13 protein-coding genes are annotated in these 16,385 nt (G+C 69.6%); 5 read left to right on the top strand and 8 right to left on the bottom strand.

From position 1 onward, the window contains the following. The 6 genes from AB0B89_RS16525 to AB0B89_RS16500 all read right to left on the bottom strand — a co-directional run. Positions 1-867 (bottom strand): MBL fold metallo-hydrolase (locus AB0B89_RS16525; RefSeq protein WP_358553106.1); only part of this gene is annotated, 867 nt, incomplete at its 3' end. Positions 868-1,014: 147 nt separating this feature from the next. Then, positions 1,015-2,202: a Cmx/CmrA family chloramphenicol efflux MFS transporter gene (locus AB0B89_RS16520; RefSeq protein ID WP_358553104.1), complete on the bottom strand. Its 1,188-nt coding sequence runs from the start codon at positions 2,200-2,202 to the stop codon at positions 1,015-1,017. Positions 2,203-2,255: 53 nt separating this feature from the next. Next, entirely contained in the window at positions 2,256-2,828 is a 573-nt protein-coding gene (locus AB0B89_RS16515) for a TetR/AcrR family transcriptional regulator (RefSeq protein ID WP_358553102.1), read from the bottom strand. A 228-nt stretch (positions 2,829-3,056) separates the two neighbouring features. After that, the gene (locus tag AB0B89_RS16510) at positions 3,057-3,815 is read right to left on the bottom strand and encodes an SDR family oxidoreductase (protein ID WP_358553100.1); all 759 of its coding nucleotides are present in this window, start codon (positions 3,813-3,815) and stop codon (positions 3,057-3,059) included. A 48-nt stretch (positions 3,816-3,863) separates the two neighbouring features. Continuing rightward, positions 3,864-4,832 (bottom strand): alpha/beta hydrolase, encoded by a 969-nt coding sequence (locus AB0B89_RS16505; RefSeq protein WP_358553099.1) that lies wholly within the window; start codon positions 4,830-4,832, stop codon positions 3,864-3,866. 96 nt (positions 4,833-4,928) lie between these two features. Continuing rightward, positions 4,929-5,246, bottom strand: coding sequence for an antibiotic biosynthesis monooxygenase (locus tag AB0B89_RS16500; RefSeq protein ID WP_358553097.1), 318 nt, complete (start codon positions 5,244-5,246; stop codon positions 4,929-4,931). Between the two features lie 142 nt (positions 5,247-5,388). On the opposite strand from AB0B89_RS16500, the gene AB0B89_RS16495 reads away from it, so the two are divergent. Together AB0B89_RS16495 and AB0B89_RS16490 are read left to right on the top strand one after the other, a co-directional pair. Continuing rightward, on the top strand, positions 5,389-6,294 hold the full coding sequence (locus tag AB0B89_RS16495; protein WP_358553095.1) for an AraC family transcriptional regulator: 906 nt from the start codon (positions 5,389-5,391) through the stop codon (positions 6,292-6,294). 152 nt (positions 6,295-6,446) lie between these two features. Then, complete coding sequence (locus AB0B89_RS16490) at positions 6,447-7,088, top strand: SAM-dependent methyltransferase (protein WP_358553093.1); 642 nt, start codon at positions 6,447-6,449, stop codon at positions 7,086-7,088. Here the strand turns inward: AB0B89_RS16490 and AB0B89_RS16485 are convergent. Further along, positions 7,040-7,930, bottom strand: coding sequence for an AraC family transcriptional regulator (locus AB0B89_RS16485; RefSeq protein WP_358553091.1), 891 nt, complete (start codon positions 7,928-7,930; stop codon positions 7,040-7,042). The two genes, AB0B89_RS16490 and AB0B89_RS16485, sit on opposite strands and share 49 nt — an antisense overlap. A 170-nt stretch (positions 7,931-8,100) precedes the next feature. Between AB0B89_RS16485 and AB0B89_RS16480 the strand changes: the two genes are divergently transcribed. From AB0B89_RS16480 to AB0B89_RS16470, 3 genes are read left to right on the top strand one after another with little or no spacing between them, the layout of a single operon-like run. Continuing rightward, positions 8,101-8,643, top strand: coding sequence for a 2Fe-2S iron-sulfur cluster-binding protein (locus tag AB0B89_RS16480; RefSeq protein WP_358553089.1), 543 nt, complete (start codon positions 8,101-8,103; stop codon positions 8,641-8,643). Then, complete coding sequence (locus tag AB0B89_RS16475) at positions 8,640-9,629, top strand: xanthine dehydrogenase family protein subunit M (RefSeq protein WP_358553087.1); 990 nt, start codon at positions 8,640-8,642, stop codon at positions 9,627-9,629. The genes AB0B89_RS16480 and AB0B89_RS16475 overlap by 4 nt, the downstream gene beginning before the upstream one ends. A 39-nt stretch (positions 9,630-9,668) precedes the next feature. Then, entirely contained in the window at positions 9,669-11,846 is a 2,178-nt protein-coding gene (locus AB0B89_RS16470; protein ID WP_358553085.1) for a xanthine dehydrogenase family protein molybdopterin-binding subunit, read from the top strand. 217 nt (positions 11,847-12,063) lie between these two features. Here AB0B89_RS16470 and AB0B89_RS16465 read toward each other — a convergent pair whose 3' ends face one another. Next, a complete protein-coding gene (locus AB0B89_RS16465; protein ID WP_358553083.1) occupies positions 12,064-16,266 on the bottom strand; it encodes a vitamin B12-dependent ribonucleotide reductase in 4,203 nt (1,400 codons plus the stop codon). Between the last annotated feature and the right edge of the window lie 119 nt (positions 16,267-16,385).

Raw genomic sequence — 16,385 nt, 5'->3', positions numbered from 1 at the left:
GGGCGGCGGGATTCCACCGCCCAGCGGTCGCGCTCGTACGGGCCGCCCGTGATGTCGGGCCCGCTCGGGCACCGAGAGCTCCGCGGCCCCGACCGCCCGGCACAGCTCCGCGACCTCGGCGAGCTCGTCCCGCTGGCGGGCCACGAACGCGGCGTCCACGGGCTCGCCGTGGCCAGGCACGACCGTACGGGCCCCGAGGGCGAGCACCCGGTCGAGGGCGTACGGCCACGCCGCCGGGAAGGCGTCGCCGAACGACGGGGGCGCGCCCTGCTCCACCAGGTCTCCGGCGAAGACCAGGGCGCTGTCGGGCACGTGGACCACCAGATCGTGGTCGGTGTGCCCGGGGCCCGGGTGCGACAGCCGTACCAGCCGCCCGCCGAGGTCGATCTCGGCAGTGGCCCTGACATCCCCGACGCCGTCGATGACCCCGGCGCCGTCGGCGCATCGGACCGCCTCGACGGCCTCGGCGCCCCCGACGAGCCGATCGGGCGGCACGATCCGTGCGGACTCGATGTGGGCGGCGGCTTCGGGGGCTCCCTGGTCGCGGTAGTGCCCGGCCCAGGTCGTGCGCTGTGCTTCGCCGGTCTCCGCGAGGTCGATCGCGCAGACGGGATGGGCCCACACCGGGCACCGCCCGAACGCCGCCGTGCCGAAGCTGTGGTCGAAGTGCGCGTGGGTCAGCACCACCGACCACGGAAGGCCGGTGAGCTCGCGGACGGCCGCCGCGAACTCGGCGCCGCGCACCTCGTCGGGACCGGTGTCGATCACCAGGCAGGCGCGCTCGCCCGCCACCAGGCCGAGCGACAGGTCGAGCTCGGTGTGGCGCCGTACCCAGGCCCGGTCACCGACCTCGACCCACCTGCCCACCGGCCACCTCCCCGTCCTACGACGGCCCCAGTGTAGTGAGCGCCCGTCCCCGCTCATCGGAACGCCTCCGGCGGGGACCGCTTCCGATCACGGTCAAAGGTACGGTCACGGGTGAGGCCCGTCCGGCACCGTCCGCCCGCGCGGAGGTCAGGTCGCCGGGAGTGACGGGGCGGGGCCGGCGTCTCGCGGGTGCCCGCCCAGGGCGGAGGCGAGGGGCACGGTGGCGAGGGTCACCACACCGAGCGCGGCACCGGTCCAGGCGACGGACGAGTACCCGAGCCCCGCGCCGATCGCCAGCCCGCCGAGCCACGGGGCCACGGTGATCCCGATGTTGAACGCCGAGGAGACCGTGGCGCCGGCGAGCGTCCTGGCCTCTCCGGCGATCGAGTAGATGCGGACGTTCAGCGCGGGGTTGACGAAGAACCCGAAGAACCCCAGGAAGAAGACCAGCACCACGACCGCGGGCGCGACGGTCAGGGTCAGCGCGAGCAGCACGGAGACGACGATGATGCCCACCGCCCCCGTGTACAGCGTGCCGAAGGGCCGCGCGTCGGCGATCCGGCCGCCGATCGTGATGCCGATCAGCGCCCCCACCCCGTACAGTGCGAGCACCCCGGGAACCCAGGACTCGTCCAGTCCTGTGGTGTCGGTCAGCAGCGCGCCGAGGTAGCTGAAGGTGACGACCACGCTGCCTGCCGACAGCCCGGTCATGCCGTACGCGAGCCACAGACGGGGGTTGGCCATGGTGCGCAGCTCCCGGCGCAGGTCTGGCGCGCTCTCGCCGGTAAGACGGCCCCCGGGAACGGTGGCAGGAAGGCCGATCGCGGTGAGCGCGGTCGCCGCGATGACCGCCCAGAAGGCCGCGCGCCAGCCGAAGTGCTGGCCGACGAACGTTCCCGCGGGGACGCCGAGGATGGTGGCGACGGTGAGGCCGCCCGTGACGATCGACAGGGCCTTGCCGCGAGCGTTGAACGGCACCATGCCCACGACCGCGACCGCCGTGACCGCCCAGAACCCCGCGTAGGCGAACGCGGCCACGATCCTGGTCGCCAGCAGGACCCCGTAGCTGCCCGTCAGCGCTCCGGCGACGTGCGCGACCACGAAGACGGCGACGAAGGTCAGCAAGGACGTGCGGCGTGGCAATCGGAGGGTGAGGACCCCGAGCACGGGCCCGCCCACCAGCATCCCGAGAGCGAAGGCGGAGATCAGCAACCCGGCGTCGGGGATGGAGACCCCGAGATCCGCGGCGATCTCGGGGAGCAGCCCGGCGAGCATGAACTCGGAGGTCCCCTGGGCGAAGACCGCCAGGCTGAGGATGTAGACAGCGAGGGGCACAGAGTCTCCAGGATCTCGGATCGATCGGTTTCCGGACAGGGGCGACAGGACCGCTACAAGGCGTCGAGGGCGGTGGCGACCACCGCTTCCAGCGCCGCACGGTCGGCCCCCCCTCGGGCGGCGACCCGCAGCCCGCCCGTCATGGCGTGGATGAAGTGCGCCAGAGCCAGGGCGTCCCGGCCGGGCGCGACGTCGCCGGCGCGCTTACCCGCCTCGATCGCCTCCCGCATCGCCTCGACGCGCCGTTCGTAGTCCCGCTTGAGCAGGCCGGCCACCTCGGGGTCCTGGGAGGCCAGCTCTATGCCGGCGTTGACCGCCAGGCATCCCCGCCGGTCGCCGCACTCGTCGTCGACCACCTGGCCGAGCAGGGCGCGGAACTTCTCCCGCACGGGGGCCTCACCGCCGAGCAGCTCGATCTGCCGGCCGGATACCGCCTCGATGTAGTGGCGCAGCGCCCTGCCGAACAGGTCGTGCTTGCTCTTGAAGGTGTTGTAGATGCTGCTGCGCCCAAGGCCCGTGGCGTCGCACAGATCCTGCGTCGAGGTGGCCTCGTACCCACCGGCCCAGAACGCGCGCATCGCCGCGTCGACCGCCTGCCCCTCGTCGAACTTCCTCGGCCTCGCCATACCCAGAAAGTAACATATTTTAGAACGATCAGTACAATACCACTAAAAACCGGTATATGTCGGGGTTTCTCAACGCCGAAGTCTGCCAGACGCCGGGCGCCCGGACGGCCGTCTTTCCGAGAGCGCGATATCAGTCGTCCCCCGCGATGCGAGGGGCGGTACGAGCATGAGGACGGGCGTCCAGCCGGCAGCGGGACGCCCTGTGTCATGACTTCCGGTGGTCTTCTCCTAGAGGTTGTAGCCGCCCGATACCTCGATGTTCTGGGCGGTGACCCAACGCCCCTCGTCGGAGACCAGTGTGGCGACCATCGCGCCGATGTCCGCGGGTTCGCCGACCCGGCCGAGCGCCGTCTTCGCGGCGAGGGCCGGTACCACCTCGGGGAAGCGGGTGAAGCCGTCGTCGCCGATCCGGGTGCGGGTCGGCCCCGGTGAGACGGCGTTGACGCGGATGCCTCGCGTGCTGAACTCCTTGGCCATGTACCGCGTCAGCACGATGAGGCCGCCCTTCATCGACGCGTAGGCGGCGTATCCGGGCTCCAGGCCCGCCGTCGCCACGGCGTTGCTGCTCGTGTTGACGATCGCTCCTCCGTCCGCCATCAGGGGCAGCAGCTTCTGCGTCAGGAAGTAGGGTCCCTTGAGCAGGACTCGCATGAGCCTGTCGAACGTCTCCTCGGTGGTGTCCTCGATCAGCGACGTCTGCGCGTAACCGGCGTTGTTGACCAGGTAGTCGAAGGTGTCGCGTTGCCAGGTGTCGCGCAGCACGCCGGTCACAGTGTCGCGGAAGGCCGCGAAGGCGCCGGCCTCGCCGACGTCCAGCGGCAGCGCGACGGCCGTGCCGCCCTCCTTCTCGATGGCGGCGGCCGTCTCCAGCCCTCCCTGCGGATTGTTGCCGTAGGTCAGGATGATTCCGGTTCCTCGCTTGGCGATCTCGATCGCGGCGCTCTGTCCGATGCCCGAGCTGGCGCCCGTGACGATGGCGACCTTCAAGATGATCCTCCAGGGTGCGGTTGGTCGCGTGTGGATGGGCCGGCCGCGTTACGCGCCGGAGCCCGAAGGCAGGATTCGCGCGAGCCAGTCGGTGCGGGTCCTGCGGGCCGTGGCCGCGATGCGGGCCTGCGGGTACAGCGCGTCGAACCCGTGGAAGCCGCCTGCCCACACGTGGAGTTCGGCCTGGCCGCCGGCCGCCCAGATGCGGGTGGCGTAGTCGGTGTCCTCGTCGCGGAAGACTTCGGCGGAGCCGGTGTCGATGTAGGTGGTCGGCAGTCCCGCGAGGTCGTCGGCCAGGGCGGGTGAGACGAACGCGGGCACCTCGTCGTCGGGGAGGCCGCCGAGGACGGAGCGCCATCCGAACGCGTTCATCTCGCGGGTCCAGACGCCGGGCCCGTTCGAGTACTGGCTGCTGGAGGTGGTGGTGTTGCGGTGGTCGAGCATGGGGCAGATGAGCACCTGCGCGGCGATCGCCGGGGTGCCGAGGTCGCGGGCCAGCAGGGTGACGCCGGCGGTGAGGCCGCCGCCCGCGCTGGCGCCCGCGACGACGATCCGGCCAGGGTCGATGCCCAGTTCGGCGGCGTGGTCGGCGATCCACAGCAGTCCCTGGTAGCAGTCCTCGACCAGGGTCGTGCCGCCGGCCTCGGGCGCGAGCCGGTAGTCGACGGAGACCACGACGGCGCCGAACTCGTCAAGCCACTCCAGCGGGATGTCGATCTGCGAGAAGCGGTCGCCCATGACCATCCCGCCACCGTGCATCCAGTAGACACAGGGTGCGCCGGTGGTGCTGTCGGTGCCCGCGGGGCTGAAGATCGACAGGGGGATCGGGGTGCCGTCCTTGGCGGGGATGGTGACTTCGCGCCGGTCGACCTTCCGGTCGGCGAGGAGTGCGTCGACGGGCGTCGACGGATACTGGCGCAGCTGGGCGAGCACCTCAGCGCTGAGCTCAGACATGAGGGGCATCTCGGCGAGCAGCTCGCGCAGTTCGGGGTCGAGGGCGGGGCGTGCCATGGTCATGGTCATTGCCTTTCATGGATGGTGCCGGGCGGTCAGGCGGGAAGGGGGGCCGCCTCGGCAGACGCCGAGGCGGCTGGGGTTGGGGCGTTGAACCGGTCAGAAGGAGGGCTTGCCGACGACCGGGACGTAGTCGGTGTAGTCGGACTCCTTGGCCAGCAGCTCGTCGAACTGCGCGACGATGGCCTTCGCGGCCTCGGTGGCGAAGAGGCGGTGGTGCTCCTCCTCGCTGGTCCAGCCTTCGGTGACGTGGATGACGTCGGGGTCGGAGGCGGAGCGGCAGATGAGGTAGACGGCGCAGTGTTCGCTCGCGGCGGGGTTGCCTTCGTTCAGGCCGCTCCGCAGCAGCTCGACGACCTGGTCGCCCATCCCGGGCTTGGCGGTCAGGGTCGCGTTGAAGCCATAGTTGACAGTCATTTGAAGCTTTCTCTCAGCGGTGGAGTGGAACGGTTCTATTCAACTGCCGCGACCTGCTGAAACGTAGACCGATCCTCGCCCGTACTTGCACGATCCTCGCGGCCACGGGACTCCGTGCACAGAATGATGTTGCAATGGAGGCATGTGCCTCGAAGAGCTCCGCACCCTGCTGGCCCGGCATGCGCGGCCCGACTGGACCACTGCCATCGACGGCGTCCTCATCTCGAAGGTCGACCGTCCCGATCCGCCGGCTCCCGCGATGTCCGGCACGGTCCTGGCGGTCATCGCCCAGGGCGCCAAACGCCTCGCCCTGGGCGAGAGGGTGTTCGAGTACGGGCCCGGGCAGTACCTGGTCGCATCCGTCGATCTGCCCGTCACGGGGCAGTTCACCCGGGCCGACCCCGGGGAGCCGGCGCTGGGGTTCGGTCTCGTGCTGGAACCGTCCGCCGTCGCCGAGCTGCTGCTGCGGGCCGGGCCCGGAGACACCCCCCACACCAGCGGGGGCGCGCCGTCGGGGATCGCCGTCAGTGACGCTCCGGCCGCCATGCTCGACGCGGTGGTCCGGCTGCTGCGCCTGCTCGACGAGCCCCACGACCGGGCCGTGCTGGCCCCACTGGTCAAGCGCGAGATCCTCTGGCGTCTGATCACCGGCGAGCAGGGTGCGATGGTCCGCCAGCTCGGCCTGGCCGACAGCAGCCTCAGCCATGTCTCGCGGGCCGTGCGCTGGATCCGCGAGCACTACGCGCAGCCCTTCCGGGTCGAGGACGTGGCGCGGCTGTCCGGCATGAGCGTCTCCGCCTTCCACCGCAACTTCCAGACGGTGACCGCGATGAGCCCCATCCAGTTCCAGAAGCAGATCCGCCTGCAGGAGGCCCGGCTGCTGCTCGCCACCCACCCCGGCGACGTCACCGGAGTCGGCCACCGCGTCGGCTACGACAACCCGTCGCAGTTCAGCAGGGAGTACCGCCGCCAGTTCGGCGCGCCGCCCAGCCGGGACGCCGCCCGCCTGCGTCAGGCCGTGCGCACCCCGGCAGGTGTGCTTCCCTGAGCCGGCGGGCCGCACAGGAGGATCGTGCAAGGGTCGGCGAGGATCGGTCTACTGTTTCCGCAGGTCAGAGCGGTTGAATGATTTCATCGGTTCTCCTGCGTAGCAGGAAATGCCTACCCGCCCTGGATCCCACCTCACCGCAAGGTCACAGCATGAGTGAAACCGTGTTCTTCGCCCGCGAGTTCCTGCGCAGTCCGCTCCGGACGGCCTCCTTGGTCCCGAGTTCGGCCCGCCTCGTCGAGCGCCTCGTCGCACCCGTGCCAGAGCGGGGCGAGCCCGTGGTGGTGGAACTCGGTCCGGGCACCGGACCCGCCACCGAGGCGATCCAGCGCAAGCTGGCAGGCCACGGCCGTCACATCGCGGTCGAGCTGAACGAGCGGCTCGCCACGCATCTGGTTCAGCGGTTCCCCGGCGCCGAGGTGGTCACCGGCTCGGCCTGGGATCTCCCCAGCATCCTCGCCGACCGGGGCGTGCACACGGTGGACGTGGTGGTGAGCAGCCTGCCCTGGTCGGCGTTCGCCGGCCCGCACGGCCACGCCCTCGTACCGAAGATCGCCTCGCTGCTGTCCGAGAACGGCGTGTACACGCAGTTCGCCTACACCTTCGCCCGCTGGGCGCCTCCGAGCCGTCAACGGCTCGCGCAACTGCGGCTGACCTTCGAAGAAGTGGTCGCGGGCAGGACGGTGTACCGCAACCTGCCTCCCGCCCTGGTGTATTCCGCCCGCAGGCCGCGGCTTCCGGCCGGTCAGCCCCTTTCGCCGGCCATGCGGGCGACGAAGCTGATGGCGTCCTGACTGGGGGGCGCCCCGAACAGGCGACGGTACTCCCTGCTGAACTGGGACGGGCTGTCGTACCCCACAAGGTTTCCTATGTGGGCGATGTCTTTCGGATGTGCCGCCAGGAGAAGGCGGGCCTCATGGAGTCTGATTTTCTTCTGGAACTGAATGGGACTCATTCCGGTGACGGCCTGGAAATTCCGGTAGAAGGCGGAAGCGCTCATTCCGATGAGCTCCGCCACCTCTTCCACCCGGAACGGCTCCCGGTAATTCTCCCTGATCCACTGCACGGCTTTTGTGACATGAGAAAGCTTGCTGTCGGCGAGCCCGATCTGGCGGACCGCCGCACCCTGCTCGCTGGTGATCAGACGCCAGAGGATCTCCTTTTTGACGAGGGGGGCGAGCATGTCCCTGTCCCGCGGCCGGTCGAGCAGGCGCAGCAGCCGCACGGCGGCGTCGAGGAGTTCCTCGGAGGCGTCGCTGACGGCGAGGGCAGGGGGTGCGGCACCGCTCCGCGGAAAACTGCCGGGAGCGGCCTGCAACATCATGGCGGCGACGTCCGCGGGCTGCAGGAGCATCCCGAGACCAAGCGCCGGACGGTGAGGGGTGGCCTCGACGAAGTGGCCGGTCACAGGCAGGTCGACGGACGCGACCAGGTACTGCCCGGCACGGTACTCGTACACGTACTCGCCCAGCGCGAGACGTTTGGCGCCTTGGGCGATCAGTGCCATGACCGTGCCGGTCATGGACGCGTGGGGTGCCTGCGACTCCTCGCGGCCGATCAGCACGTGCTCGATGGCGGTCGTTCCGTCGACTCGGGCATGACGTGCCAGCAGCGTCCGGAGTTCGTCGAGCGACATGTGCCGATTAAAACACCACGGGCGAGAAACGGTCCAGCAATCCTCCCGGAGGATCGTGCAAGGCTTCGCCATTTTTAGGCAAAGCGAAACACCTGGCAATCTGATTGAATGTTAAATTCTTGGGAGCTGTGTTGTCCGGGGGTTTGCCGCATTGAGGAAGGACATGCGATATGACGGGCGGAACACGCAGTGAGATACTTCTTCATGTCAACGGCCTGACACACCGTCTGACCATTGACCATCGCAGGACACTGCTCGACGCGCTCCGCGAGGAGACCGGCCATACCGGGCCGAAGAAGGGCTGCGACCGCGGGCAGTGCGGCGCCTGCACGGTGTTGCTGGACGGCCGGCGTGTCGTGTCCTGCCTGACGCTGGCGGTCGCCGCCGACGGCTCGGACGTCACGACGGTCGAGGGCCTAGCACAGGACGGTGAACTGCGCCCGCTGCAACAGGCGTTCGTGCAACTCGACGGTTTCCAGTGCGGGTACTGCACACCTGGGCAGCTCTGCTCCGCCGTCGGGATGCTGGCCGAGCACGCGGAGGGCTGGCCCAGCGCGGCCACCGCCGACGTCTCCCCCGAGGCACCGGCGCCGGAGCTGGACGCCGAGGAGGTGCGCGAGCGGCTGAGCGGCAACCTGTGCCGCTGCGGCGCGTACCCGTCGATCGTGCGCGCCGTGCTGGAGACGGCGTCCCGCGAAAGGGCGACGCGATGAGGGAGTTCGGCTACCAGCGGCCCAGGCAGGTCCGTGAGGCCCTCGCCCTGGTCGACGGCGACGACGGCGCCCGGTTCCTCGGCGGCGGTACCAATCTCGTCGACCTGATGAAGGACGGCATCGAGACACCCACCCGGCTGGTGGACGTGAGGCGACTGCCGCTGGACGGCGTCCGCGAGGCGCCCGGCGGCGGACTCGTCATCGGCGCGACGACGACCAACAGCGACCTGGCGGCCCACCCCGAGGTGCGCCGCCGGTATCCGGCGCTCAGCCAGGCCGTGCTGGCGGGCGCGTCAGGACAACTGCGCAACATGGCCACGGTGGGCGGCAACCTGCTGCAGCGGACCCGGTGCGGCTACTTCGCGGACCCCTCGCAGCCGTGCAACAAACGCACCCCGGGTACCGGCTGTTCCGCGATCGCCGGAGAGCACCACAACCACGCGATCCTCGGCTGGTCCGACCACTGCGTGGCCACCCATCCTTCGGACATGACCGTGGCCCTGGCCGCGTTCGACGCGGTCGTGCACTACGAGACCCTGGACGGGACACACGAGGTCCCGCTGTCCGCGTTCTACCTGCCGGTCGGCGAGAGCCCCCAGCGGGAGACCGTCCTGCCCGCAGGCGCCCTGATCACCGCGGTCAGCCTGCCGGCCACCGCGGCGAGCCCGCGATCGCGCTATCGCAAGGTCCGCGAGCGCGCGTCCTACGCCTTCGCCAACGCGTCCGTCGCGGCCGCGCTGGACGTCCACGAGGGCATCGTCCGGGGCGTCCGCATCGCGCTCGGCGGTCTCGCATCCAGGCCCTGGCGCGCCCACGTCGCCGAGTCCGTCCTACGGGACGCTCCCGCCACGGCCGACCGGTTCGGCGACGCCGCGGATGCGGAACTGTCCGCCGCCAGGCCGCTGCGCGACAACGCCTACAAGGTCACGCTCGCCCGCAACCTCATCAAGACGGTCCTGACCGAGCTCGCCCACCGGCCCGAATGACGAACCGGTCCCCTCACGCGTCCTGAAGGAGCTCACCACTTGACCGCCTCCTCGACCAGTCCGTCCCCGGCACCGGCCCCCTGGCCGGACACCGCCGGTACCGCCGCCCCATCCGGCACCAGGGAGCCGCCCCTTGGAGCCGTCGGCGCTTCGCGACCCCGCATAGAGGGAACAGCCAAGGTCACCGGCGCGGTGCGCTACGCCGCGGACGAGCCGGCGAGCGACCTGGCGCACGCCTGGGTAGTCACCTCCACGGTCACCCGCGGACGCATCCGCGACATCGACACCTCCGCCGCCCTGGGCATGCCCGGTGTGCTGGGCGTGATCGACCACCGCAACGCGCCCCGCCTCAACCTGGAGGCCGGATCGTTCTTCGGGCCCGACGGTGGCATGCACCTGCTGCAGAGCGACGAGATCCCCCACTCCGGCCGCCCGATCGCGCTGGTGGTGGCCGAGACGGCGGAGCAGGCCCGCCGCGCGGCCATGGCGCTGCGGGTGACGTACGACGAAGAACCGTACGACGTCGACTTCCGCCTTGAGCACCCGGCCGCCCGGCCGGCGACGTCGTTCTTCGGCGAAGACGCCACCACCGGCGACGTGGACAAGGAGCTTGCCGCGAGCGCGGTGGTCGTCGACGAGCGCTACGTCACCCCCGAGGCGCACGGCGCCGCGATGGAGCCGCACTCCGCGACCGCCTGGTGGGAAGACGGGCGCCTGCAGATCGTCGACTCCAACCAGGCGCCCTTCCTGGTCGCCATGACCGTGGCCACGCTGTTCCACCTCGACCCGAAGCAGGTACGCGTCCGCTCCGCGCACGTCGGCGGCGGCTTCGGGTCCAAATCAGGAGGGTGCGGCCCCCAGCTGGTCCTGGCGGTGATGGCGACCTCCCTGTTCGACCGGCCCATACGCGTCACCCTGACCCGGGACCAGGTGTTCCTGACCGTCTCGATGCGTCCCGCGACCGACCAGCGAGTGCGGATCGGGGCCGATGCCGACGGCCGGCTCCGCGCCGTCGACCACACAGCGGCCTTCGAGGTCTCCAAGCTCGCGGACTACCTTGAGAACTGCACCGAGCTCACCAACACGCTCTACGCGGCGCGGGCGATCCGTACACGGCGGACCGCGGTCCCGGTCGACATCCTGCCGCCGTACTCCGTACGCGGGCCCGGCGCGACACCCGGTTCGTTCGCGCTCGAATCCGCCATGGACGAGGTGGCGGAGCGGCTGCGCATGGACCCCCTCGAACTGCGACTGCGCAACGAGCCCTCCGCCGGCCCCGTGTCCGGCCTGCCGTTCAGCCGCCGCAACCTCGTCGCGTGTCTGAGAGAAGGCGCTCGCCGGTTCGGCTGGGCCACACGCGACCACAGGCCGCGGACACGGAGCGAGGGGCACCTGCTCGTCGGCACCGGGATGGCGGCCACCGCCTTCGCCGCCGGGGCGCTGCCCTCGACGGCATCGATCACCGCCGAGCCCGGCGGGGCCTTCACCGTCGCCATCGGCGCCAGCGACATCGGCACGGGCGCACGCACCGCGCTGACCGCGGTGGCGGCCGAGGCGCTGCGCGTACATCCGGAACGGATACGGCTGCTGATCGCGGACAGCGACCTCGGCCCCGCGTGGGGCGCCGGTGGATCCCGGGGGACGGCCTCCTGGTCCTGGGCGATCACCGAGGCCGCGGCGAAACTGCGCTCCCGGCTGGGCGGCGCGACGCTGCCCCTGACCGTCTCGTCCGACACCACAGAGTCGCTCGGTGAGCTTTCCCTCATGGAACGGCACTCCTACAGCGCCGTGTTCGGCGAAGTGACCGTCGACCCGGCGACCGGCGAGGTGCGGGTGCGCCGGTTGCTGGGAATGTACGCCGTGGGCCGCGTGATCAACCCGCTGCTCGCACGCAGCCAGCTCGTCGGTGGCATGATCATGGGGCTGTCGATGGCCCTGCACGAAGAAGGCGTCCGCGATCGGGCCACCGGCCGTCACGTCAACGCCGACTTCGCCGGCTACCACATCGCCGCCCACGCCGACGTACCCGACATCGAAGCCGACTTCGTACCCGACTACGAACCCGGCGACCCGTCGGGCATCAAAGGCGTCGGGGAAATCGGCACCGTCGGCACCGCCGCCGCGATCGCGAACGCCGTCTGGCACGCCACCGGACTCCGTCAACGGACACTCCCGATCCGACTGGACCGCGTACTGGAAGACCGCCCACTGAAGTGACGCCACACCGCCGGTCCGTGATCCGGCCTTGTAGCTGACCTCGACCGATCGCGATATCGAGGCCGCCGACCGGTCCACCGGAAAAACCCCTGTCCCAGTGGAACCACGGTGATTTGAGGGGTGACAAGACGAATCGTCTTGTCACCCCTCTTTATCGCTGCCTATCGCCTCACGCGAAGCACGTCGAAGGTCGCTCCAGGTAGAACCCGGCCCACGGTCAGCTGCAGCCGCTGGTGCTGCCGCAGCCTTCGCAGACGTAGCAGCTGCCGGCGGGGCGCATCTTGGTGCCGCAGGTCAGGCAGAGCGGCGCGTCGGCCGTACGTCCCTGGTGGCTTTCGAGCGCGGGCCCGGAGCCGTTCGCGCGCGAGGGGGACTCGACGGGGGTGGCCGTCACACCCGTCGCCGGCCTGTCGTCCGCCGCCTTGTCGCCGGGCTTCTCCTCGTGCTTCTCCTCTATGGGCGCGGACTGCGCGAGGGCGGCGGTGTCGATGACGACCTCCTGGGGCGCGCCCGGGTCCTCACCGCGCTGCTGCGCCGCGCGCTCGGCCGCCGAGAAGACGCCGAGGGCCGCCCGCTCGTCGTACGGCAGGTGGTCGAGGGCCAGGCGGCGGAAGATGTAGTCGACCACCGAGGCCGCCATGCGCACATCCGGGTCGTCGGTCATGCCCGCCGGCTCGAACCGCATGTTGATGAACTTGCTGACGTAGGTGTCCAGCGGGACGCCGTACTGCAGGCCGACGGAGATCGCCACCGAGAAGGCGTCCATGACCCCGGCCAGGGTCGAGCCCTGCTTGGACATCTTCAGGAAGACCTCGCCGAGGCCGTCCTCAGGGTAGGACGACGCCGTCATGTAGCCCTTGGCCCCGCCGACCGTGAACCGGGTCGTGGTGCTCGGCCGCTGGTTCGGCAGGCGGCGCCGCTTGGGCTTCGGCACCTCGACGACCTGCGCGACCGGCTCCGCGGCCTTCTCCTCGGTCTTCTCCTCGGCCTTCTTGGCGATCGAGAGGGGCTGGCCGACCTTGCAGTTGTCGCGGTAGACCGCCAGGGCCTTCAGGCCGAGCTTCCAGCCCTCCAGATACACCTGCTCGATGTCCTCGATGGTGGCCGACTCGGGCAGGTTGACGGTGTTGTGGTTCATGATGCCATTCGCCACGAACGCGTGAGTTTCCGGAACGGAAAGGTCGTACACCGCGACCTCTCCCGCATCCGTGACCTGAGTCACCCGCGAGAAATGCAGGTTACCGTCAAGGATCTGCCGCAACCAACCGGGCAGTACCACTCCGGGCAGCGTGGAGACCCGCTCAATGGTCTCCCTGGTGACCTGCTTGGTACGTGGGTCCAGCAGGAACCGGAAGTCGTGCCGCCAGCTTCGTACACCGTCGGGACCCCGCTTACCTGAAGGGATCAACTCGTAGAGCTCCCGCCCGGTGATCCCGGGGATGACGTTCGCGGTTCCCTGCCCGAAGTCCTCGCGGAGGTAATCCGCGGCACGCGCCGCCTTGTCCGGCTCCAGGAAACGCACCAGGCTGACCAGCAGCTGCCCCTGCCGACCTGCGGCATAGACTTCGTCGTAGTCCTTTCCGTTAACACTGTTGTGCTTGCTGATCCGCCCGTGTACGACGCCGAGGTTGGTGAGCACCGCCTGAAGGTCGTCCAGAAGTTGCGGACTGTCGAGACAGATCGCCCACTTGGCCGCGGTAGCGGTCGTGACATAGGCGTCCAGCCAGAGTCCCTGAAGGAATGCGTGGACCATCGGCCACGGCGAGCTCAGAACAGCGTCTGGGATGCGCTTGCTGGATGCACGGCTCCCGCAGCCGAGTGCGTCCAGGAACTCGACGATCGTCTTGGACGCGACCACGACGCCAGGGCACTTGCCCGGATCGCGGGTGATACGGGCCTCCACTCCGAACGCGTTCCGCCACGCGTCCTTGACTCGGTGCAACACCTCGTCGACCGAGTTGGTGATGACGGTGGTCCAGTTGGTCCTGGAGATGTGCCCCTCGGCGGCGTAGGCGCCCAGGAGGAAGGCCAGATCCTCGGTCATCTCCTGCGGAAGCCGGACCGCCTTCTGGTTACCGTACGAAGGAGAGACCTCGATGTGACGAAGGCTGGCGGGCAGGGTCGCCCACATCATCGCGCCGTACTGCGTGGCCACGTGGTCGCCCTCGGTGATCTCGCCCAGTGTCTTCCAGGCGAGCGCCCCGTGCTGCGCGGTGAGCAGGCGGTGCGGGAATGTACCCGTGATCGTGTGTCCCGAGCGCAGGCGGACACGACGCACCGGACGGACGCCACCGTAGTAGAAGGCATCGGTCTTTCTAGGACCGTCCAGGGACGAGATCTCCATCCGCTCCTCACGGAAGGTGTCCTCGGCCTCTCCCTGGTAGAGGCCGCCGATCCGGATCAGTCCTTCGGCCGTGGCCACAAGGGTCTCACCGGTGACGCACTTGGAGATGGCGCCCGAGAGGAACGGCTGGGTCGCCGCCATCATGCGGACGTGGCCCATCGGGGCGATCGCCCGCTCACCCATGGCGCAGTCGAACACCTCGTAGTGCTCGTGCTTGAGGCCGGGGGCGTCCATCACGTGGCCGTGCTCGCCGATGTGCTCGACGATGGCCTCGACCTGCTCGGGCTGGTAGCCGAGCTGCCGGAGCGCCCTCGGGATCGTCTGGTTGACGATCTGCATCGACCCGCCGCCGACGAGCTTCTTGAACTTCACCAGCGCCAGGTCGGGCTCGATGCCGGTGGTGTCACAGTCCATCATCAGGCCGATGGTGCCTGTAGGCGCGAGTAGGGAGGCCTGCGCGTTGCGGTAGCCGTGCTTCTCGCCGAGGCGCAGGCACTCCTGCCACTGCTTGGTCGCCTCCGCGAGGATCGGCCGGTCGAGGGAGCCGTGGGCGCGCAGCTCGTCGCCCTCGGCGGCGTGCTTGCGCATCACCCTCTTGTGGGGCTCGGCGTTGCGCTTGTAGCCGTCGTACGGCCCGACGATCGCGGCCATCTCGGCGCTGCGACGGTAGGAGACGCCGGTCATCAGGCTCGTGATCGCCGCCGCGACCGACCGGCCGCCGTCGGAGTCGTACGCGTGGCCGGTGGCCATCAGCAGCGCGCCCAGGTTGGCGTACCCGATGCCGAGCTGGCGGTACGCCCGGGTCGTCTCGGCGATCTTCTCGGTCGGGAAGTCGGCGAAGGTGATCGAGATGTCCATCGCCGTGATGATCAGCTCGGTCAGCTTGACGAAGCTCTCGACGTCGAAGGTGTCGTCCTCGCGCAGGAACTTCAGCAGGTTGATGCTGGCGAGGTTGCAGGAGGAGTTGTCGAGGTGGACGTACTCGGAGCAGGGGTTGGACGCGGTGATGCGGCCGGTCTCCGGGCAGGTGTGCCAGTCGTTGATGGTGTCGTCGTACTGCACGCCGGGGTCGGCGCACTCCCAGGCGGCCTTGCCCATCTTGCGGAACAGCGCCCTGGCGTCGACCTCCTCGATGACCTCGCCGGTGAGCCGGGCGCGCAGGCCGAACCTGCCGCCCGCCTCGACGGTGCGCATGAACTCGTCGGAGACCCGGACCGAGTTGTTGGCGTTCTGGTACTGCACCGAGACGATGTCCTTGCCGCCGAGGTCCATGTCGAACCCGGCGTCGCGGAGGGCGCGGACCTTGTCCTCCTCACGCGCCTTGGTCTCGATGAACTCCTCGATGTCGGGGTGGTCGACGTCGAGGACGACCATCTTGGCCGCCCGGCGGGTCGCCCCGCCCGACTTGATGGTGCCGGCGGAGGCGTCGGCCCCGCGCATGAACGACACCGGGCCGCTGGCCGTGCCGCCGCTCGACAACAGCTCCTTGCTGGAGCGGATGCGGGAGAGGTTGACCCCGGAACCGGAACCGCCCTTGAAGATCACACCCTCTTCCTTGTACCACTCGAGGATGGACTCCATCTCGTCGTCCACCGCCAGGATGAAGCAAGCGCTCACTTGCTGAGGTGAGGCGGTGCCGACGTTGAACCAGACCGGCGAGTTGAAGCTGAAGACCTGGTGGATCAGGGCGTGCTTCAGCTCGTGGTCGAAGATCTCGGCGTCCTCCTCGGACGCGAAATAGCCGTGCTCGCGGCCCGTGCGGGTGTAGACGCCGACGACCCGGTCGACGAGCTGCCGCAGGCTCACCTCGCGCTGCGGGGTGCCGACGGCGCCGCGGAAGTACTTCGTGGTCACGATGTTGGCCGCGTTGACCGACCAGAAGTCGGGGAACTCGACGCCACGCTGCTCGAAGTTGATCGAGCCGTCCCGCCAGTTCGTCATGACGACGTCACGATGCTCCCAGCGCACCTGGTCGTACGGGTGCACGCCGGGGGTGGTGTGGATGCGCTTGATCTTCAAGCCCTTGTGGGGCCGCTTGCCCCCGCGACCCACTGAGCCACTCACCGTCTCCGTCATGATCTCCCCCTTCCGGGGCCCGAAAAGGGCCCTCGTGTCGGAAACACTTCGTCGCGCCGTTCGCATCCCCCGGCGCAGGGGTCCAGCGGTGGTCCCCGGCCTCGCGGCGTCACCGGGCG

It is taken from the genome of Sphaerisporangium sp. NPDC049002 (assembly GCF_040649355.1).
Lineage (GTDB): Bacteria > Actinomycetota > Actinomycetes > Streptosporangiales > Streptosporangiaceae > Sphaerisporangium.
The sequence above is the reverse complement of the archived record's forward strand: the minus strand, read 5'-3'. Positions and strand labels throughout refer to the sequence as shown.